At 61.3% G+C, this 20,794-nt stretch carries 16 protein-coding genes; 7 read left to right on the forward strand and 9 right to left on the reverse strand.

Annotated elements, in window-relative coordinates; genetic code table 11:
- The first annotated feature begins 180 nt into the window (after positions 1-180).
- On the forward strand, positions 181-4,791 hold the full coding sequence (locus Thiosp_RS01435; protein ID WP_201069082.1) for a DUF7948 domain-containing protein: 4,611 nt from the start codon (positions 181-183) through the stop codon (positions 4,789-4,791).
- A gap of 329 nt (positions 4,792-5,120) precedes the next feature.
- Here the strand turns inward: Thiosp_RS01435 and Thiosp_RS01440 are convergent, their stop codons facing one another.
- Positions 5,121-5,531: a tRNA (cytidine(34)-2'-O)-methyltransferase gene (locus tag Thiosp_RS01440; RefSeq protein ID WP_242519025.1), complete on the reverse strand. Its 411-nt coding sequence runs from the start codon at positions 5,529-5,531 to the stop codon at positions 5,121-5,123.
- A gap of 306 nt (positions 5,532-5,837) precedes the next feature.
- Here Thiosp_RS01440 and Thiosp_RS01445 point away from each other — a divergent pair, with 306 nt between their 5' ends.
- Positions 5,838-6,059: a hypothetical protein gene (locus Thiosp_RS01445; RefSeq protein WP_201069078.1), complete on the forward strand. Its 222-nt coding sequence runs from the start codon at positions 5,838-5,840 to the stop codon at positions 6,057-6,059.
- Positions 6,060-6,136: 77 nt separating this feature from the next.
- On the opposite strand, the gene Thiosp_RS01450 is transcribed toward Thiosp_RS01445, so the two are convergent.
- The 6 genes from Thiosp_RS01450 to Thiosp_RS01475 all read right to left on the reverse strand — a co-directional run bounded on the left by Thiosp_RS01450 (position 6,137) and on the right by Thiosp_RS01475 (position 13,265).
- Positions 6,137-6,541 (reverse strand): hypothetical protein, encoded by a 405-nt coding sequence (locus Thiosp_RS01450; RefSeq protein WP_201069076.1) that lies wholly within the window; start codon positions 6,539-6,541, stop codon positions 6,137-6,139.
- Positions 6,542-6,708: 167 nt separating this feature from the next.
- Entirely contained in the window at positions 6,709-8,133 is a 1,425-nt protein-coding gene (gene ntrC, locus Thiosp_RS01455) for a nitrogen regulation protein NR(I) (protein ID WP_201069074.1), read from the reverse strand.
- Positions 8,102-9,220, reverse strand: a complete 1,119-nt coding sequence (gene glnL, locus Thiosp_RS01460; RefSeq protein ID WP_201069071.1) for a nitrogen regulation protein NR(II) — start codon at positions 9,218-9,220, stop codon at positions 8,102-8,104. Before glnL ends, ntrC begins: the two co-directional genes overlap by 32 nt.
- 318 nt (positions 9,221-9,538) lie before the next feature.
- Positions 9,539-10,156 carry a DUF4124 domain-containing protein gene (locus Thiosp_RS01465; RefSeq protein WP_201069070.1) on the reverse strand — a complete coding sequence of 206 codons (618 nt, stop codon included), beginning with the start codon at positions 10,154-10,156 and terminating at the stop codon, positions 9,539-9,541.
- 200 nt (positions 10,157-10,356) lie between these two features.
- Positions 10,357-11,763, reverse strand: a complete 1,407-nt coding sequence (gene glnA / locus Thiosp_RS01470; RefSeq protein ID WP_201069068.1) for a glutamate--ammonia ligase — start codon at positions 11,761-11,763, stop codon at positions 10,357-10,359.
- Between the two features lie 320 nt (positions 11,764-12,083).
- A complete protein-coding gene (locus Thiosp_RS01475; RefSeq protein ID WP_201069066.1) occupies positions 12,084-13,265 on the reverse strand; it encodes a cation diffusion facilitator family transporter in 1,182 nt (393 codons plus the stop codon).
- Positions 13,266-13,481: 216 nt separating this feature from the next.
- On the opposite strand from Thiosp_RS01475, the gene glyQ reads away from it, so the two are divergent.
- From glyQ to Thiosp_RS01500, 5 genes are all read left to right on the forward strand, one after another.
- The gene (glyQ, locus tag Thiosp_RS01480; protein WP_201069064.1) at positions 13,482-14,387 is read left to right on the forward strand and encodes a glycine--tRNA ligase subunit alpha; all 906 of its coding nucleotides are present in this window, start codon (positions 13,482-13,484) and stop codon (positions 14,385-14,387) included.
- The gene (gene glyS / locus Thiosp_RS01485; RefSeq protein ID WP_201069062.1) at positions 14,384-16,492 is read left to right on the forward strand and encodes a glycine--tRNA ligase subunit beta; all 2,109 of its coding nucleotides are present in this window, start codon (positions 14,384-14,386) and stop codon (positions 16,490-16,492) included. Before glyQ ends, glyS begins: the two co-directional genes overlap by 4 nt.
- A 78-nt stretch (positions 16,493-16,570) precedes the next feature.
- Complete coding sequence (locus Thiosp_RS01490; RefSeq protein ID WP_201069061.1) at positions 16,571-16,948, forward strand: pyrophosphohydrolase domain-containing protein; 378 nt, start codon at positions 16,571-16,573, stop codon at positions 16,946-16,948.
- The gene (gene gmhB, locus Thiosp_RS01495; RefSeq protein ID WP_201069060.1) at positions 16,945-17,517 is read left to right on the forward strand and encodes a D-glycero-beta-D-manno-heptose 1,7-bisphosphate 7-phosphatase; all 573 of its coding nucleotides are present in this window, start codon (positions 16,945-16,947) and stop codon (positions 17,515-17,517) included. The genes Thiosp_RS01490 and gmhB overlap by 4 nt, the downstream gene beginning before the upstream one ends.
- A gap of 257 nt (positions 17,518-17,774) precedes the next feature.
- Positions 17,775-18,359, forward strand: a complete 585-nt coding sequence (locus Thiosp_RS01500) for a lysophospholipid acyltransferase family protein (protein WP_242518995.1) — start codon at positions 17,775-17,777, stop codon at positions 18,357-18,359.
- A 24-nt stretch (positions 18,360-18,383) separates the two neighbouring features.
- Here Thiosp_RS01500 and pseB read toward each other — a convergent pair whose 3' ends face one another.
- Together pseB and pseC are read right to left on the reverse strand one after the other, a co-directional pair.
- Positions 18,384-19,379 carry a UDP-N-acetylglucosamine 4,6-dehydratase (inverting) gene (gene pseB / locus Thiosp_RS01505; RefSeq protein WP_201069058.1) on the reverse strand — a complete coding sequence of 332 codons (996 nt, stop codon included), beginning with the start codon at positions 19,377-19,379 and terminating at the stop codon, positions 18,384-18,386.
- 183 nt (positions 19,380-19,562) lie between these two features.
- The gene (gene pseC / locus Thiosp_RS01510) at positions 19,563-20,729 is read right to left on the reverse strand and encodes a UDP-4-amino-4,6-dideoxy-N-acetyl-beta-L-altrosamine transaminase (protein WP_201069057.1); all 1,167 of its coding nucleotides are present in this window, start codon (positions 20,727-20,729) and stop codon (positions 19,563-19,565) included.
- Positions 20,730-20,794 lie beyond the last annotated feature (65 nt).

Genomic DNA, 20,794 nt, shown 5'->3' on the forward strand with positions numbered 1-20,794 from the left:
CCTCCCTGAAAGCCGCACTGGTCTGGCCTGTCCAAACTTGCGCCGTTCCCCAAGCCAGGTACCCGCGTCACAGCAGAGGGCAACAATTTTTTGTTAACAAAGTCACACAACCGATCAGGAAAAATCCGCTATACTCGGCTATGCAGTGTCGAAAAACGCACTTTTTGAGGATCTAAGCGAATGCCACGACATAAATACGTAATATTCAAGGTCTTTTTGACCTTGCTCACGGTCTTTTTGGTGGCCGGTCTCAGCTCGGCGGCACTTGGCCCCGACCGACTGGGCAAGAAAGCTCCGGAGGCGCGCGCGCCTGCGCTGCCGGTTTATTTTGTCGCCAACCAGGGCCAGTGGCCCGAGGGCATTCGCTACCGCGCCCGCGCCGCTGGTGCCCAGGCACTATTCCGCGATCAGGGTGTTGACCTCCTGATCAAACGCCCGGATGGCTACCAGCCACTGGCGCTGCGGCCCCTGGCTGCCAGCACCTCTGCTGAACAGTCCGCCGGCCTGCAGCCGGGCGAGCCGCAACAGGCGCGCTTTAATTTCCTCAAGGGCGGCGACAAGGCCAACTCCCATAGCAATATTCCAAGCTATGGCCAGCTGACCTACCAAGGCATCTTCGACGGCGTGGACATGGTCTTCCGCTCCGAGAACAAGGCCCTGGTCTACGATTTCATCGTCCACCCCGGTGCCGACCCGGCCAGGATTCAGGTCGCGCTCGAAGGTGCCCAAGCCCTCGCCGTCAGTGAAGACGGCGAACTGCTGATCACCCTGCCCGATGGCGAGCAAATCAGTCAAAGTGCTCCGGTAATTTATCAGGAAGCCGACGGCCAGCGTGAGCGGGTTTCCGGTCAGTTCAAGCTGATCCAAGCCGCCGCGCAAGAAGGCCCGAGCAAGAGCGCGCCCGCCTATGGCTTCGAGATCGCCTCCTATGATCGCTCGCGCGAGCTGGTGATCGACCCGACGCTGAACTTCTTCTCCTACGGCGGCGGCGGCGGCGATGACATCGTCACCTCCATGTGGGTGAATGAAGATGGCGAAAGCTTCGTTGCTGGCTATACCGAATCCAATGGCTTCGCATTACCCGTGGATGATACTAACATCCTGACGCCCGACGAGCTTGTTGGTACTCAGGCTGGCACCGACGGCTTCATCTACAAAGTCGGTGTGGACGGCGCCCTTGCTTGGGCAACGATACTCGCCGGCGACGGCGACGATGAAGTGCGCGATTTCGCCGTTTATGACTCATCCGGCACCGTCGCCCCTTTCATGGTGCAAGTAATTGATATCACTGGCTTTGTGGTCAACGGCACAGGTTACACATTAACAGCTAATGGAAAAAGCGACACCGTAACTGCAACCGCAGCTGATGGCACCGGTCTCGATTTCGCTGCCACCCCCACTTGGACCGATGTCACGATCACGACAACAGCGGACGAGATCAGGCTCGAGTGGACAGCAACACCTACTTCGGACGCTTTGGCGACTTTAGTGAGTGGAGGAAGCGTCGACAACCTAACTCAGGATACAGCAGGTAATGCAACCACTCCTGCGCAACAAAGCGTTACTTTGACGAATGTTGGTCTGACTACAACAGACAGCTACCGCCTAACGGCCGATGGGATGACCTTGACCGCCGCAAGCCTGAGCAGCGCGGATCTTGATGCATTAATCGCGGCACTCAAAGCAGATCCCGGCTATCCATTCGCGCCTTTCACGATCTCGAAAAACACGGATGCCACTCCTGAGCTACAGCTCGACTGGAAGGCGGCTGGCGGTCCCATCGCCGCTGGTACCTTGTCGCAATTCAGCTCGACTAATGAAAAGGTCGCCACCAAAGAGGTCACCCCGATTGACCCAAGTTATGACGCCATCTACCTGACCGGCGTAACAGACTCGGAAAACTTCGCGACCTCCAATGCCATTTACCCGCTGCTGATTGGCGGTACCGATGCCTTTGTCGCCAGACTTGCGCTGAGCGGCGACAATCTGAGCTTCTCCACCTACTATGGCGGCACCGAGGACGATGCCGGCAATGCCATCGCGATCGACCCCAATGGAGGGGGCTCGCCGAACAAAATCTACATCGCCGGCATCACCGAGTCAGAGGACCTGCCGCTGCGCAACGCTCTTTATGCCTTCTCCGAGGACTTCGGCGGCACCACGGGTTTTGTGCTGCGCATGAAGTCAGACGGCTACCTGATCGAGAATGCCACCTACTTTGGCGGCGACGGGAATGACAGCATCGATGTCATCGAGATCGCCGAGAATGAGGATGTCTACCTCGCCGGCAATACCGAATCGGAGCAATTCCCGGTCACCGACCTCTCCATCAGCGACGCCAATAGCGGCGGCATTGATATGTTCGTTGCGCGCCTCGAACGCGGCGGTGACAACCTGATCTTCGGTACCTTCATCGGCGGCAGCGGCGATGACACATTGACCGACATGGTGCGCGTGCCGACCACCGACCCCGACCTGTTCCACTACCTGATCAGCGGCTATACCGACTCCACCGACTTCCCACTGATGAACGCAGTCGATGAAGTCAATGACGGCGAGGAAGTCGACGCCACCCTGACCAAGCTCGACTGGACCGGCACCTTCCTGCACTTCTCCACCTACCTTGGTGGCCGAGGCGAGGACTATGCCTACTCGGTGGCCGTGGACCAGATGCAGGACACTGCTACTACTACACCTACTCCAGGTGTCCCACTCAAATTGGATGAGCTCGATATCTACCTTGGCGGCGAAACCGGCTCCAACGTCTTCCCGTTCGAGGATGTGGGGAACATTCCCTTCTTGTTCGATCCCACGCAAACCATTCAGAATTTCAATGCCGGCAATGGCGATGCTTTTCTGACCAAGCTCGGTCCCTGCGGGCAGAGCATCTATTACTCCACCTTCTTCGGTGGTCCCGAGGCGGATCGCTTCATTCGCCTAAGAACCCGCCCTGCTGACTATGACACGACGGCGGACACAACCCCTGCCTACCAAAATGAGGTTTTCATCGCCGGTGAAACCGAAAGCGTCGCGGCCGGTTTCTTCCCGCCGAGCGGCGTGGCGCCGTCCGTGGATCAGCCCGACCTGGCAGGCGGTATCGATACCTTCACCGCCTACATCAACGGCTTGGACGAAGATCGTCTATTCCCCGAGTTGGTGCTCGGCTGCAATCTTAACGAGGTATCGCCGAGTGGCTTGGTTGGCGTGACTGACGAGCTCAACTTTGGGACCACTTTGGACTTCCCGCTCACCTTTAGCGCACCAACCGGCTCCGAGGCCATTGTCTCCTTCAGCACCAAGATCTACTACGACCCGGATGTGCTGAAACTTGGCGACGGCGCCTTTGAGGATAGCGGTACCAATACTGCGGCTAATCCGCTCGGCAACGGAGTAGAATGGGGCGTTGCGGTTACAGGTCCGCTTGCTGGTGCAGGCAGTTTTGAATGGCGCGTGAAGAATACGCCGGCGACCGGAGTTCTCGAGCTGGAAATCCAACAATTTGGAGGAGGCTCCGCCATCACCTTCGGTGCTGCTGGAAATACGGACATCGCGACGCTCAAATTTGCACCGGCCAACCCCATCTTGGTCACTGACGACGTCGACTCCATGATGGCCACGGTGCAGATCGAGCAAAACGCACCGGCAGTGACAAATAATGGCCGCAGCACCATTCTGTCTGGTCGCACCGGCAGCAAAATTGTGCGCTTGCGTTGCGGCAATCTTCTCGGTGACTGCAACTGCAGTGGCCGTGTTGAGCTGGCTGAATACACCACTGCACGGACTGCTGCGGTGAGCGGAGTTGCACCATCACTCCTGTGCCAGAAAGAGGATTACGATACCTTGACTGCTTTGGGTGCTTCAGACATCACCCTGATTGGCATCAACTACACCGCTGGCCAGGCCGCCAACCAGGCTGCCGCGCCGCGCTCGCGGGTAAGCTCGAGCCAACGCCTTGCCGCCGATGCAGTGGCAGCCGCCGCCAGCTCCGCCATGGCTGGGCTTGTGTTCAGCGAGCCACGGTTGTCCGGCGGCGTGGCCGAGGTCGATCTGGAATTGGATGCTGGCGGCTTGTCGATCGCGACCCTGCTGACGGAGGTCGATTACAACCCGTCCGCTGCGTCCGTCCTCGGTGTGACCATAGGCAGCGCGGCCCAGAGTTCAGGCAAGAATCTGGATTCCAGCTCGCCGACGTCCGGCAGTCTGCGCATCCTGATTACCGCGCTCAACGCCAATCTGATCGGCAGTGGCACGGTGGCCACCATCCGCTTCGACTGCGCCAGCGACTGCAGCAACCTCGGCCTGACGCAAGTTCCTGATGCCTCAGATGCCAATGGAGATAAGGTTGCTATCAGCGCGGGCCCGGCGGTCGCTGACCCAGGTGCCATGCCCACCAAGGTGGTGCAGCTCGGTGCCGGTGCTGAAACCACGAGCATCTCTGGCGAAACAGGCGTGATGCTGCGCTATGTCGACTTCGGTGGCAACGACACCTACAACATAGCCTCCTCACTGCAGGGGTCTGTCACCATCGTCGACAACCAGACCAGCAACATCGCGCTGCCGGCAGGTATGACGGTCAATGCCAGTCAGTTCGCGACGGATGGCGTGCTGCTGACCATTGGCGACAAGCAGCTGAAACTCCTTGGCCGCCCTGACCTGTTCACCTTCGACCTGGCCGGCGCACAGCAGTTGTCGCTGAGTGACTTTGCCAGTCTCTTCGGTGTCAGCAATCTTGGCAGCTCGCCGACTTCGGGGAGTTCAGGTACCATCAGCGCATCAGGAGGGCTCAACTAGAGCGTGAAGCGGCCCGCCGTTAGCGGCGGGCTTATTATCTCTCCGCGCGGGTGGTTCCGGTGGGCCCATCCGCGTCCCATTCAAACAAAAGGCCCGGTCATGGTCCCCATGATCGGGCCTTTTTTGTATTCTGCCGCCAACTGCTCTGGCTGGCCCGAGCGCTGGTGATTTGGCGCGGCTTTGACGGGGCTGCTGGAGCTACCGCTGGTCCGCGCACGGGATGGCTGGACTGCAACGCGCGAACGCCTTGTTGGGGGATGCTTGCGTGCCAGGCTCCCGTGGCAATGCCGCCAGAGGAACGGCAAGCACTGCGGTCTTGGGGATTGCGCTCACCCGCCATGTGCGAATTTGAGCTGCCGCCAAGCCTCGTAGGCGACGACCGCCACAGCGTTGGAAAGATTCAAGCTGCGGTTGCCAGGGCGCATCGGAATTCGCAGGCGCCTGTCCGCTGGCAGAGCTGCCAGTATCTGCTGAGGCAGCCCGCGCGTCTCGGGACCAAACAGCAGGGCATCCTCGGCAGCAAAGTCGACCTCCGCATAGGAACGCCCGCCGCGGGTGCTGAGCGCGAACAACCGCCGCGGTTGCAAAGCGTCGAGACAGACCGGGAGCGAGGGGTAAGTCTGCACCTGAGCCCAATCGCGGTAGTCCAGTCCGGCGCGACGCAGCAGCCGATCCTCAAGCGTGAAGCCCAGCGGCTCGATCAGGTGCAAGCGGGCCCCGACATTAACGCACAGGCGCATAATATTGCCGGTATTCGGCGGAATTTCGGGCTCGTAAAGCAGAATATCCAAGTACGCAGTCCAGGATGGCTAAGCGGACGAACCAGTTCGTTGTGACGCGGATGTGAAGCCGCTGCTGGCAGCTTGACCCAATATCAGACGGCTGTGCTATATTATTCCTTTCTAACATGCCCGGAAATGTCGGCATAACGCGATCTTGCAGCCGCCGCGCACGACATCAATCCGGTTTACAGGTTCAGCATCCGGCGCCTCCTGCCGCGTGCTGCATCCGCACCCCTTCCGCACTACATCCTCAGGAGCTGAACTATGGCCGACGTTGCTGCTTTGAAGAAAGAAAAACAGGAGCTGATCGATAAAATGCTGGTCATGCAGAAGCAGTTCATCGACCACGAGCATGACAACGGCATCTCGGGCAAGGACTACTGGGCATCCAAAGATGGACTGCTCGCCAATTTCCGCCATGAGTACAACGACATGGCCAACCGCGTGGTTGACCTGGCGCACGAAATCGTCGGCTCCAAACGCTAATCGCCGTCGTTCATCGCTTGCTTAGGCGCTGCAGGCGGGGTCGCTGATCCCGTTTGGCGCCAGGACTTTTACCGGCACTAGGCGGCCGGCCGGATGTGCTCAATGTACTTGGGGGTATCGCGCAGCGTGAGTGCGATGGTCTCCCCGCTGATAATCAGGGGTTCTGCGCGATCCCGGATATGCAGCTCGAGGCGAATCCTGCCGCGACTCTCAAGCGGAATCGGGATCATGTTTCGATAGGTATATTGGTTGTCGTCGATATCGGCGGTTTCGCAGACGCCAGGGCCATCCGGTAGCTCTCCTTCTATCTGCTCCACGCTGTTAATGACCAATTCTCCCGCCTGCCACCACAGGGTCTGCTCGAGCGAGCCGGTCATGGTCTTGACGATAAGTGCGCGGGTGAAGCGAAGGTGGAAGCTGCCTTGCTCCCAAGAAGCGCCGGCAAATTCCGAGCCGGCAATCTGGATACTGCTTGCGTCCAACGGGATACTCCTGTGCTCGCCGCTTTGCCTGCCCGGGGCTTTCCTGAGTGCAGGGATGATGGGTAGGCTCGGGGCGGTTGTCTGATCAGTCAGTGGCGAGAAGGTCTGGTTGAACGGCGCATTTTCAAGCGCCAGCAAGACCAGGCCGGTCGCGCAGCGCTCGTGTCTCAGTCGGATGGGGTCGCGCCGACGCGACTTTCTATGCCGAGTTCCTTGATTTTACGCGTCAGGGTGTTGCGCCCCCAGCCGAGCAGGCGCGCGGCTTCCTGACGGCGGCCGCCGGTGAACTCGAGCGCGACATCGATCATCACGCGCTCAAAAGCCGGCAGGGCGGATTCCAACAGGTTCTGCTGGCCGTTGCGCAGCATGCGTTTGGCCCAGTTGCGCAAAGCTCCCTCCCAAGAGCCGTCCTGCGATGGGGCGCGGGTCTCGGTCGCGCCCAGGTCCGGTGGCAGGTCCTCGACATGAATCTCCTTGGTCGAGGCCATCACCGTCAGCCAGCGGGCGGTGTTCTCGAGCTGGCGGACATTGCCTGGCCAGTCCAGATTCTCAAGCCGCTCGGTGGCGTCATTGGCCAGCACCTTGGGCTCGCAATTGAGCTCGCGCGCGGCCTGAGCGAGAAAGGCGCGCATCAGCAGGGCAATATCCTCGCGCCGCTCGCGCAGCGCGGGCAGATGAATGCGGATGACATTGAGGCGGTGGAACAGATCCTCGCGAAAACTCCCGCGACGCACCAGGTCATGCAGGTTCTGGTGGGTCGCGGCGATGATGCGCACGTCGACCTTGATGGGCGCAAGGCCGCCAACTCGGTAAAACTCACCATCGGCCAGTACGCGCAGCAAGCGGGTTTGCAGCTCGGCCGGCATGTCGCCGATTTCATCCAGAAACAGCGTGCCGCCATCGGCCTGCTCGAAGCGTCCTTCACGCCTTGTCTGCGCGCCGGTGAAGGCGCCACGCTCATGACCGAACAGCTCGGATTCCATCAGGTCGCGCGGAATGGCGGCCATGTTCAGGGCGATAAAGGGCGCGCCCGAACGTGGGCTGTGCCGATGCAATGCGCGTGCGACCAACTCCTTGCCGGTGCCGGATTCGCCATTGATCAGCACCGTGATATTGGATTTCGCCAGCCGGCCGATGGCGCGAAAGACTTCCTGCATCGAGGCGGCTTCGCCGATGATTTCAGGAGCTTGGTCGAGCATCTCCACTGCGCCGTCAGCATCCTCCTGGCAGCGACAGGCGCGGCGCACTTGGTCGATGGCATCGTCGATATCAAACGGCTTGGGTAGGTACTCGAAGGCACCGCTGTCGAAGGATGAAACCGCGCTGTCTAAATCCGAATGGGCGGTCATGATGATGACCGGCAGCCCCGGATGCTTGGCGTTGATCTGGCGCAGCAGCTCCAGCCCGTCGATTCCGGGCATGCGGATATCCGAGAGAATTACATCCGGGCGCTCGCGCTCGAGGTTGTCCATCACCCCCACACCGTTGGAAAAACTGGTTACATCCATGTGCTCCTGGCGCAGGGCGCGCTCGAGCACCCAGCGGATGGAACGGTCGTCATCAATCACCCAGATCCGAGGCGGCCTGTTCATCAGCATGTCTTAATGGTAAGTAAACGAAGAATTGGGTTTTGTGCGGCCGGCTCTCGCATTCGATCAACCCGTCATGCTGGTTGATCAACTCCTGCGCAATCGGCAGGCCAAGCCCGGTGCCGCCGGAGCGGCCGGACACCATGGGGAAGAAAATTCGATCCTGCAGGCTTTCTGGAATGCCCGGGCCGTTGTCCTCGATCTCGACTGACAGCACCAGACGGTGGCGCAGATTGCCGATGGTGAATTGCCGCAGCACGCGGGTGCGCAAGGTCAGTTGTCCTTTCTCCCCGGCGGCTTCGGCACCATTGCGCACGATGTTGAGCAAGGCTTGGATCAACCGCTCGCTGTCGGCTTCGAAATCCGGAATGCTCGGGTCATAGTCGCGGACCAGACTGGGGCCCTGCGGAAACTCGGCTGTGATCAGTCCGCGCACATGCTCAAGCACATGATGAATGTTGACATGGCTGACCTGGGGCAGCTGATTGGGCCCGAGCATGCGGTTGAGCAGATTTTGAAGGCGGTCGGCCTCGTCGATGATGATGCGGGTGTATTCACGCAGATCGGTGTTCGGCAGTTCACGCTCGAGCAGTTGCGCGGCTCCGCGCAGCCCACCGAGCGGGTTTTTGATTTCGTGCGCAAGCCCGCGCAGCAGCGCCTGGCTCGCCCGGTGCTGCGCAAGCAGGTGCTCTTCGCGGGTGATGCGGATCTGGCGGTCGACCTGGTAAAGCTCCATCAACAAATCATTGCGCCCGTCTTCCTGATGCAATGGCAGGACAGTGCAATTGACGCGGATTAGTTGTCCATCAGGGCGGGTCAGCTCGACTTCGCGCTCGGTGTAGGGATGGCGCGTCTGCAGGGTATCGCGCAGACGCTGTTCCACCGGTTCCGACGGGCAGGGCACCAGGTCGCCGGCGGGAACGCCAAGCACGGCATTGGCACTGACAGACAACAGGGTTTCTCCCGCCGGGTTGATATAGCGCAGATACAAATCGCGGTCGAACAGCAGCATGGCCGCGGTCATATTGTCGAGCACCCGCTCGGCAATGCGCGGGTCCACACGTGTGGCCACAGAGGCTGGCTTCTTCATGGTGGGAGGAATCTTCCACTTTGCACGCACGGCATCTGTTGCAAGCATGCCGGTTAATCGCTGAGGCGGTCCGCGGTGAGCCTGGCAGAAGCGAGTAGAAGCTGGCACCTTGGATTCAAGCCACGGCTTAGGGCCACGGACACCCTGAGGTAGTTAGCAATAACCAGGCCAGCCGGCCTGAATCCGCATGAGTGCTTGCAGCGCAGCGCTGTTTGCGTTGACCGACGGGGCAGGGCGCAACGTCAACGGCGAGAATTCGCACCAAAAATGTGCGGGCGCTGCCAGGGTGAATGACCCTGCTAGCGCGGCTCGGCATGATCAGGGCTGATCTGCCGGGGTCGGGGTGGTCAGCAGGTTGAATGACAAAAGCGCTGTCTGCGCCAGAACCGCGCCCGTTGGATCGAGAATCTGTGCCTGGACCTGATGGCTGCCGGGAGGCAGGCCCTGTAGCTGAAATTGCGTGCGCCCGTTGAGACCATCAACCGGCGTTCCGTCGACTTGCACCGCGAGCTTGTGCTCGGTCTCGAGCGGCGGGCTCAGCATCAGGCTGACCTGTACCTTGCCTTCGGCGGATTCCAGGGTCTCGCCCGCGGACGGCGCCACCACGGCGAACTGCTCGTAAGGGCCGAGCATGGCGCCTTGCTGCCCAGCATCTTCCCCCGTCTCCTGCCCGGCGTTTTCGCCTGAGGAGCGGCGTGGCAGCGGGATGGCTTCAGCATCCGGCAATGGCTGATCGGAATAGATGACACGTCCCTCGGCATCGACTCCCTTGTAGGCTTGGGCGCCGCACCAGGCTGGGAAGCTCAGCACCACACAGGTGAGTAGCAGGCGCGGTATCCAGAACCTGCGGGAGAGCGCGGATCTCGGAAAAAGCCCAGGCTCTGCCCGAGGATGGTCGGCGCGGCGGTCGGTGGGGATGGCAGAAAGCGTCGGCATGGCGATGCACCCAGCGGCGATGATTGGATATCCAGAATGTTAGTGCAGATATCCCGCGGCGACAACGTTGGTGGCGGTGCTCCGGGGTGGTGGCAAAAAAAACCCGCGGCCGGTTGCTCCGGCGCGCGGGCTGACTTGGCTGCCGTGGTTCGCGGAGCGCCAACCGGCACTCCGCGAGGCTCGCGGCCCCGGCAGCTGTATCAGCAGCTGTAGTAGAGGTCGAACTCCACCGGATGGGTGGTCATGCGAAGGCGCGTGACTTCATCCATCTTGAGTGCGATGTAGCCGTCGATGACGTCGTCGGTGAAGACACCGCCGGCGGTCAGGAACTCGCGATCCTTGTCGAGTTCGTCGAGTGCCTGGTCGAGCGAATAGCACACTTGCGGAATGGTCTTTTCCTCCTCCGGCGGCAGGTCGTAGAGGTCCTTGTCCATCGGGTCGCCCGGATGGATCTTGTTCTGGATACCGTCGAGGCCGGCCATCATCATGGCCGCGAAGGACAGATAGGGGTTACCCGTGCTGTCCGGGAAGCGCACCTCGATACGCGCGGCCTTGGGGTTGGCATCATGGGGGATGCGCACCGAGGCCGAACGGTTGCGAGCCGAGTAAGCCAGCATGACCGGCGCCTCGAAACCCGGCACCAGACGCTTATAGGAGTTGGTGGAGGAATTGGTGAACGCATTCAGCGCACGCGCATGCTTGATGATGCCGCCGATGTAATAGAGCGCGTTCTCAGACAGGCCAGCGTACTTGTCGCCACTGAAAATATTCTGCCCGCCCTTGCCCAGGGACTGATGCACGTGCATGCCATTGCCGTTGTCACCGACCAGCGGCTTGGGCATGAAGGTGGCTGTTTTGCCGTAGGAGTGCGCCACGTTGTGCACGCAGTATTTGAGAATCTGATTCATGTCAGCACGCTTGACCAGGGTGTCAAACACGGTGCCGATCTCACACTGACCTGCGGTGGCCACTTCGTGGTGGTGCACCTCGACCTTCAGCCCCATCTCTTCCATCGCCAGACACATGGCGGAGCGCAGGTCGTGCAGCGAGTCAACGGGAGGAACCGGGAAGTAGCCACCCTTGAGGCCCGGGCGATGGCCCATGTTGCCATCCTCGAACACGCGCTCTGAGTTCCACTGCGCTTCCTCGGAGTCAACTTTGTAAAAGGCGCCGCTGATGCTGGCACCCCAGCGCACGTCGTCGAGCACGAAGAACTCAGGCTCTGGACCAAAGAAAGCCGTGTCGGCAATGCCGGTGGACTTGAGATACGCCTCAGCCCGCTTGGCGACCGAGCGTGGGTCGCGCTCATAGCCCTGCATGGTGGCGGGCTCGAGAATGTCGCAGCGGATGATCATGGTTTTTTCGTCGGTGAAGGGGTCCATCACCGCCGTGTCAGCCTCTGGCATCAGCACCATATCCGAGGCCTCGATGCCTTTCCAGCCGGCGATTGAGGAGCCGTCGAACATCTTGCCGTCCTGGAACAGGCTATCGTTAACCATGGACGCTGGCATCGAGACATGCTGCTCCTTGCCACGGCTGTCGGTGAAGCGCAGGTCGACGAACTTCACGTCCTCGTCTTTGATCAGTTTCATTACCTTTGCGGACATCTAGCAATTCTCCATTCGGGTGAGCGGAATTTTGGTCTGCCATTGCAGATCAGTTGGATGCAGATCAGTTGGATTTTGAGTGAGGGTAAATGCCAACGGCTGGCACAGCGGAAAGCAGAGATCATGCCATAAGGACGCAGGCAGAGAAGCAGCATCAGGACAGAGCGTTGCGCTCTTTTTGAATGCGGCTACGCACCAGTGCTGTGCAAGTGAAGCGCTCAGCGCACCACGTTCGTGCATGCTGCTGGCGAGCAGCACGGGTGCATCAGACCAAACGCATCAGACCGAGAACAGCGTTTGCGCGCCCGGCGGTCAAGGCATCAGCCAAAGTAAACCCGCGCGTGGCGGAACACCGGGTCTTTGGTGATCGCGTGCCGGATGTGACTCGCGAGCTTCTCTGGCTCGCTTCCCGGATCGGTCGAGAGCCCAAGCGGCAGCAGAATCTCGACCTCAAGCGCGCCGTGCAGGTAATGCAGCAGCACCCGGCGGCGCTCGGCGAATTGCGGAATCCCGGCGCAGAGCTGCTCGAGCTTCTGCAGCGCCTCGGCACGCAATGGCAGGTCGGCCCTGACCGGGCGGGCTTCGTCATCTTCCGGGTCGATATGGACGATGACCTCGTTGATCTCGTCGAAGCCGGCCTTCAACCGCTGCTCCACCAGCACGGTGATCATGTGCCCTTCCGAGACGCTGATGTAGGGATCGACCAGTATATGGACGTCAGCGCTGGCCTGACCACCGTGGGTGCGGGTGCGCAGCATGTGCAAGTCGCGCACATCGGCAAGTCCGGCAATGGCTTGGCGAATCTCGCGCACGCGCGCCGGTTCCAGGCCAGCATCGACCAGCTCGCCAACCGCCTCCTTGCCCAGATCCCAGGAAATCTTGGCAATCATCACCGCTACCAGCACCGAAGCGATGGCGTCCAGATAGCTCAAGCCCGCCAGGGTGCCGGCGATGCCGATCAGCACTACGATGGATGAAATTGCGTCGCTGCGATGATGCCAGGCATTGGCGCGCAGCATGTCTGAGCGCACCCGGCGAGCATAGACCAGGGTGTACCAGAAAAGCGCCTCATTGACCAAAATTGAGACCCCGGCAGCAGCCAGCGCCAACCAACTCGGCTGCAGCAGTTGCTCGGGCTGAAACAGGCGCTCCACTGCATCCCAGCCGATGCCAAGCGCCACCGCCGCCAGGAAGAAACCAAGCACCAGTGTCGCGACCGTCTCGAACCGCTGGTGCCCATAGGGATGTTCGGCATCCGGTGCCTCCCCGGCGTGCCGTCCGGCAAAGTAGACCAGCGCGTCCGAGGCCAAATCGGAGACCGAATGCACCCCGTCGGCAATCAACGCATGGGAATTGCCAAACCAGCCGCAGAGGATCTTGCCCACCGCAAGCAGCGCATTGCTGATCGCCGCCACCAAACTGGTGCGCGCGATGGCGCTCACGCGTTCCGCTTTCCAATCACTAGCGCCGCGCTCGTCCTGCTGATGGGCTTCACTACTCATAATGCCTTCACCATGGTGACAGTGTACCGCTCCATTACCTTTGCTGCCTCGCCGCTAGCGCGCGATTTGCGACAAGCCTTTATACTGGGGCGCTTTCCTGTTTGGTTGCCTGTTTGGTTGCCTATTTAATCGGAGGTTTGCGTGCCAGGCACTGCTGGATCAAATTCTCAGGGGGCTCAGTCCCAGAGGTCTCATGCTCAGGGGTCGGAGTCTCAGGTGCTGGATTTTCAGGATCTCATTCTCAGGCTGCAGCAGTTCTGGGCCGAGCGCGGCTGCTTGATCGTGCAGCCCTATGACATGGAAGTGGGCGCCGGGACCTTTCATCCGGCAACCTTCCTGCGCGCCATCGGCCCCGAGCCCTGGCGCGCGGCCTATGTGCAGCCCAGCCGTCGCCCGACCGACGGGCGCTATGGCGAGAACCCCAACCGGCTGCAGCACTACTACCAGTATCAGGTGCTGCTCAAGCCCTCGCCGGCGGACATTCAGGAGCTCTATCTCGAGTCCTTGAAGACCCTCGGCATCGACCCGCTGGTGCATGATATCCGCTTTGTTGAGGATAACTGGGAATCCCCCACTCTCGGCGCCTGGGGCCTGGGCTGGGAGGTCTGGCTCAATGGCATGGAGGTCACGCAGTTTACTTACTTCCAGCAGGTGGGCGGGCTGGAATGCCGCCCGGTCAGCGGCGAGATCACGTACGGGCTCGAGCGCATCGCCATGTATCTGCAGGGGGTCGAGAATGTCTTCGACCTGCTGTGGAAGCAGACCCCCGAGGCGCGCGTGACCTATGGCGATGTCTACCACCAGAACGAGGTCGAGCAATCGGCCTACAACTTCGAGCATGCCGAGGTCCCGGCATTGTTCGAACAATTCGATGTCGCCGAGCGCCAAAGTCGCCATCTCGCCGAGCTCGGCCTGCCGCTGCCGGCTTATGAGCAGGTGCTGAAAGCCTCCCACCTGTTCAACCTGCTCGATGCCCGCGGGGCGATCTCCGTGACCGAGCGCCAGCGCTTCATCCTGCGCGTGCGCACCCTGGCCCGCGCGGTGGCCGAGGGCTATTACCAATCGCGCGAGGCGCTGGGCTTTCCGATGCTGGCTGAGCAAAGCGAACGGAGGGCCGCATGAGCACTGCCACAACCACGAACCTGAGTAGCAATACGGGCGACCTGCTGATTGAAATCGGCACCGAAGAACTCCCGCCGGTCGCCCTGCCGCGCCTGGCGGAAGCCTTTCGTCAGGAGCTGATCAAACGCCTCGATGAACATCAGCTGGCCCATGGCGAGGCGCAGCTATTCGCCACCCCACGCCGTCTGGCGGTGCGCGTTGCCGATCTGGCGCTCGCTTCCCCCGATCAGCAGCAGACGCGTCGCGGTCCGGCGGTAGCGGCGGCATTCGGCCCCGATGGTCAGCCGACTCAGGCCGCGCTCGGCTTCGCGCGTTCCTGCGGAGTCGAGGTTGCAGAACTTGGCCGGCTGGAAAGCGGAAAGGGCGCCTGGCTGATTTACGAACAGAACATCCCTGGTCGCGCCGCCGCCGACCTGCTGCCGGACATGGTTGAGCAGGCGCTTGCCGCGCTGCCCATTCCAAAACGCATGCGTTGGGGCAGCGGCGAGGCCAGTTTTGTGCGACCGGTACACTGGGTCTGCGGCCTGCTTGGCGATGAGCCGGTCAGCGGCGAGGTGCATGGGATCGCCATTGGTCAGCAAACGCGCGGGCATCGTTTCCACGCACCAGAGCCCATTAGGGTCGAGCATCCGCGCGACTACGACCGCCTGCTGCGCGAGCAGGGCAGGGTGGAGCCGGACTTTGCCGCCCGCCGTGCGCGCATAGTTGAGCAGGTCGGCGCGCTCGCCGCCAATGCTGGCGGGCAGGCGCAGCCCACGGATGCGCTGCTCGATGAGGTCACCGCCCTGTGCGAATGGCCGGTCGCGCTACTCGGGCGCTTCGATGCGGCCTATCTCGAAGTGCCGCCCGAGGTACTGATCGAGACCATGAAGAAGAACCAGAAGTATTTTCCGGTCTTCGGCAGCGATGGCGCCCTGATGCCGTGCTTCATCACCATCTGCAATATCGAAAGTCGCGACCCGGATGTGGTCCGCGCCGGCAACGAGCGGGTCATTACCCCGCGCTTTGCCGATGCGCAATTTTTCTGGTCGCAAGACCTCAAAGACCCGCTGGCCAGCCGCACACCGAAGCTCGCGGACGTGGTCTTTCAGGACAAGCTTGGCTCCCTGGCCGACCGCGCTGCGCGTGTCGCCCAAGTGCTCGGCGCCATGGCGGAGCCGATGGGACTCGACCACACCGAGGCCGAGCGCGCCGCGCAACTGGCCAAGTGCGATCTGGTCACCCTGATGGTCGGGGAGTTCGGCAGCCTGCAGGGTATCATCGGGCGCTACTACGCCCAGCACGGTGGCGAGTCCGCCGCCATCGCCGAGGCCATGGCCGAGCAATACCTGCCGCGTCATGCTGGCGACCAACTGCCCGGTACGCCGCTTGGGCAGGCGCTGGCGCTGGCCGACCGACTCGACACCCTGGTCGGCGTCTTCGCCATCGGCGAGCGCCCAACCGGTGTGAAGGACCCCTATGGCCTGCGCCGTGCCGCCATCGGCGTGCTGCGCATCCTGATCGAAACCCCGCTAAGGCTCGACCTCAAGGCGCTGCTCGGGCACAGCGCCGAGAGCTTCCCTGCGGCCATTAGCGCGCCAGCGGTGGTCGATGAGGTGCTCGGCTATTGTCTCGAGCGCCTGAGCGGTTACTATCAGGATCAGAAGATTGCCGCCGACCGGGTCGATGCGGTGCTGAGCCTTGGCCTCTCCGAGCCGGCCGAGATCGACCGCCGGGTGCGCGCGGTCGAGGCCTTCAGTGCCCTGTCCGAGGCCGCCGCGCTGGCGGCAGCGAACAAGCGCATTCGCAATATCCTCAAAAAAGCACCCCAGCAGGCTCCGCAGCATGCCCGCCAGCTGGACCCCGGCGCGCTGCGGGAGGCCGAGGAAATAGCCTTGGTGCAGGCCATGGATGAGGTCGAAACCAAGCTACAGCCGCTACTCGCGGCTGGCGATTACCGCGCGGCCCTGGTGGCCCTGGCCAGTCTGCGCGCTCCGGTGGATGCCTTTTTTGACGCTATTATGGTGATGGCCGAAGACGCGGGCGTGCGCGAAAATCGCCTGGCGCTGCTCGAGCGGCTGCAGCAGCTGTTCCTGCAAATCGCCGATATCGCGAAACTGCAATGAGCAAGCGCGCCGCGGCAGACATTGCTCGGGAGCACGCGAGAGTCCAACCTGATTCCGACCCTGATTCTGATAAGGCGCATGGCTGAAGACACCACCAACCCAGACTCCTACGACGCCATGCTGGCGGAGGTGCAGGCCTTTCATGATAAGCACCGCTTTCGCGAGACTGGCGGTGAGGATCTGGTCTATCGCATCGCGCTCATGGCCGAAGAGCTTGGCGAGATCTCGGCCAGCGTGACCAAGGGCAAGCCCTACGGGCACTTGGCCGAAGAAATTGCCGATCTTTACATTCTGTTGCTTGGCACCGCCATTTCCGCCAATGTCGACTTAAAAACCGCGTTCTGGAAAAAAATGGTCAAGCTCGAGTCGCGTGAGGCGCGCATGATCGGGGGTCGCATCCGCGTCTCCGCATTCAAGGATGAAACCGGTAGCGACCCTGGCCCCGAACACAAATGACTGTCAAGCTTGTCATCCTCGACCGCGATGGCGTCATCAACCAGGACTCGGACGCCTACATCAAATCGCCTGACGAATGGGTACCCATCGCCAACAGCCCACAGGCCATCGCCCGACTCAACAATGCCGGCTGGACGGTGACGGTCGCGACCAACCAGTCCGGCATCGGCCGCGGCCTGTTCGATCACGACCAACTCGCGCTCATTCATCAGAAAATGGCCCGCGAGCTTGCCACCGTAGGCGCGCGCATCGAGACTATTGCCTACTGCCCGCACCGCCCGGATAACGGCTGCACCTGCCGCAAGCCGCGCACCGGCCTGCTGGAGTCCCTCGCTCGGCGCTTTGGCGTTGAGCTCACAGGTGTTCCCGTCATCGGCGATGCGCTGCGCGATGTGCAGGCGGCCATGGCGGTGGGGGCGCGCCCGTTGCTGGTTCGCACCGGCAAGGGCGAGCGCACCTGCGCGACCCATGGGGTGGAGCTCAGCAATGTCGAGCAGTTCCCTGATCTTTTCGCCGTCGTCGATGCCCTGCTCAGCGAATCCCGGGCAGGGTCTGGGCGGCAGCCTTGAGCTCAGAATCTGGCACCCAAGCCTGAAACCACTCCGCCATACTTACCACCCAGATGCTGCTTTTTCGCTGAGTCCAACACCGCCAAACCATGCTGTATCTTCGCTCCGCACTTTTTATCCTGGTATTTAGCTTTACCAGTATTGGCTTTAGCATCGCTATTTTGCTTGCCACTCCCTTTGTGACCGAGTGCGCGCTGGGTCGGCTTGGTAATGCATGGTCACGCGCTTCGCTGACGCTGCTTCGTGTTATTTGCAAGATGGATTTTGAGGTCAGCGGGCGCGAGCATTTACCTTCAGGGGACGCAATCATCCTGTGCAAACACCAGTCCGCCTGGGAGACGGTCACACTGCGGACGCTTTTCCCGTGTCGACAGGCGTGGGTGCTGAAGCGGGAGTTGCTCGCCATTCCGTTCTTTGGCTGGGCACTGCGTTGTTTCCATCCCATCGCGATCGACAGGGGCTCGCCGCGCCAGGCACTCAAGCAAGTGCTGAGTCAAGGCGAAACCAGCTTGAATGCCGGGCGTTGGGTGATACTGTTCCCGGAAGGCACGCGCGTTGCTCACGGCGAGCGCGGGCGCTACAACATCAGCGGTGCCAAACTGGCTGAACGCACCGGAACTAACGTCGTCCCCATTGCACACAACTCCGGCGTCTTCTGGGGGCGGCGCGCCTTTGTCAAACAGCCAGGCTGCGTTCGTGTCGTGGTCGGGCCGCCAATTACCAGTCAAAACCGCAGCGCGGCTGAGATCAACCGCCTTGCCGAGGACTGGATCGAAACCACGGTTGCCAGCTTGCCCGACAAACCAGGCATCCCATGCAAGGCCAAACCCGCAGGGCCGTGAAGGGCTCACCCCGGGTGTTGGACTTCAGGACGAATCCAGACTCGCGATCATCTCTTTGAGCTCATCGACCGACAGCCAGCGGTTGTTGGTGTCGCTCGCATAGCGGAAGCCTTCCTCGCACCAGTGGCCGGTTCCGCGTAGCCGCGCGTCGTCTGATGCGCGTCCACCGTGGTGGCGGTAGAGCGCAAAATAGTCATCGAACTCTATCGCATTGCGAGAGTCGTCCTCGGGCAGCAGCACCTCGTGCAGCTTCTCACCGGGGCGGATGCCGGCTTCCTCAATACCACAGTTCGGGCAGATGGCGTGGGCCAGATCGAGGATGTTCATGCTGGGGATCTTGGGGATGAACACCTCACCGCCCTGCATGCGCTCGAGGCAGGCAAGCACAAAATCCACCCCTTGATCGAGCGTGATCCAGAAGCGGGTCATGCGCCTGTCCGTGACCGGCAGGCGGCCTTCGGCACACAGGCGTTGAAAGTAAGGGATTACACTGCCGCGCGAGCCCACCACATTGCCGTAGCGCACCACCGAAAAACGCGTGGTCTTGGGCCCGGAGAGGCTGTTGGCCGCCACAAAGAGCTTATCCGAGCAAAGCTTGGTCGCGCCATAGAGGTTAATCGGGTTGGCCGCCTTGTCGGTGCTGAGCGCAATCACCTTGCCGACATGGAAGTCGATTGCCGCATCGACCACATTGGACGCGCCGAGGATATTGGTATTGATGGCCTCAAGAGGGTTGTACTCGCAAGCCGGCACCTGCTTGAGCGCGGCGGCGTGGATGACGATATCGACGCCATCGAAAGCCCGGTGCAGGCGCTCCTTGTCACGCACGTCGCCGAGAAAATACCGGATCGCGCGGTAGCGTTGCTCCGGAAAAACCTGCGCCATTTCATACTGCTTGAGTTCGTCGCGCGAGAAGATAATCAGCTTGCGTGGCTTGTAATCGCGCAGTACCCGGCGCGCGAAAGCGGTGCCGAAGGAGCCGGTCCCGCCGGTAATGAGAATGACCTGATCATCAAGCATGGCTGTGAGTCCTTCCCGCTGTCCTTTGCGCCCGCTGTTTTCCGCATCGCACTTGAATTGACCTGTTCGGATCTGATTTTAGCGCGATTGCGAAACTGCTTTCAGTTTCAGATCGACTTTGCAGCTTCAGCTTGGCTGGCAGAGCGGTCGACAGCCTTTTGATCGGACCAAACGCTCACGCTGTCAAGCTCGCAAGCCAAGCGTTTCCTCAATTAGACTCATGACCTCATCCTGCGCCGTCTCGCTCAGATCAGGGAACAGGGGAAGCGACAGAGCGCCGGCGTAAAAAGCCTCGGTTCCGGGGAACTGCTCCGGTCGCCAGCCGCGATGCGCAAACAACTCAAGCCGATACAGCGGTTGATAATGCACCTGCGCGCCAATGCCCGCGCGATGTAAAGCGTCGAACAGGCCTTGCCGCTCTTCTGCGTCCGCGCAAGCGATCCAATACAAATGCCAGGCACAGTGTTCATCGGCATCCATCGGCGGCAACTTGAGTGTTGTTTTGCCCAAGCGTTGATGATAACGGCGGGCCAGGGCGCGGCGGCGCGCAAGCAGACTGTCAATCCGCCTGAGTTGACTGCACCCAAGCGCGGCCTGCAAATCGCACAGACGAAGGTTGTAGCCCGGCTGTCGAATGCGATAGCGCCAGTCCGCCCGCCCATTGTCCGTCGGGCGCTCGATGTCATGACTGCGCAGCCGAGCAATCCGCTCGGCCAGCAGCGGATCATTCGTCATCACCATACCGCCCTCGCCGGTGGTCAGCAGCTTGACCGGATGAAAGCTGAAGGCCACCGCATCGCTGTGGCGAGCGTTGCCGATGCGGCTGTTTGCGTCCTGTAACTCGGTCGCGCCCAACGCATGGGCCGCATCCTCAATCACCGCGAAGCCAAACTCTGCCGCCAGCGCGCCGATGGCCTCCATGTCGCACGGGCGCCCGGCATAATGGACGGGCACCAGAACGCGCGGCAAGCGACCCGCGCGTCGGGCTTGCCAGAGCTTTTCCTTCAAAGTGGTGATGGAAAGATTGCCGGTGCCAGGGTCGATATCGAGCAAGTCGACCTCAGCTCCGCAGTGCAGCGCACAGCTCGCGGAAGCAACAAAAGTCAGCGCCGAGGTCCACAGGCTTTGACCAGGTGCGAGTCCAAGGGCGCGGCAGGCCAGCAGCAGCGCCGAGCTGCCGGAGTTGCAGGCGATGCCATGGGCAGCGCCGCAGCAGGTGGCCAGCTCATGCTCGAAAAGCGCCACCTGCTCGCCTTGGGCGAGTTGGCCATGGCGCATGACATCGACGACGGCGGCAACATCGTCGTCTGTGATCTGATGCCAGCCGTAGGGGATTCGATTTTTGCTCAAGAGCGTTGTGCCTTGAACCTCATATCTGGCTGGCGTCCATCCCTGACCACAGGCTATCCCTTACA

It is taken from the genome of Thiorhodovibrio litoralis (assembly GCF_033954455.1).
GTDB lineage: Bacteria > Pseudomonadota > Gammaproteobacteria > Chromatiales > Chromatiaceae > Thiorhodovibrio > Thiorhodovibrio litoralis.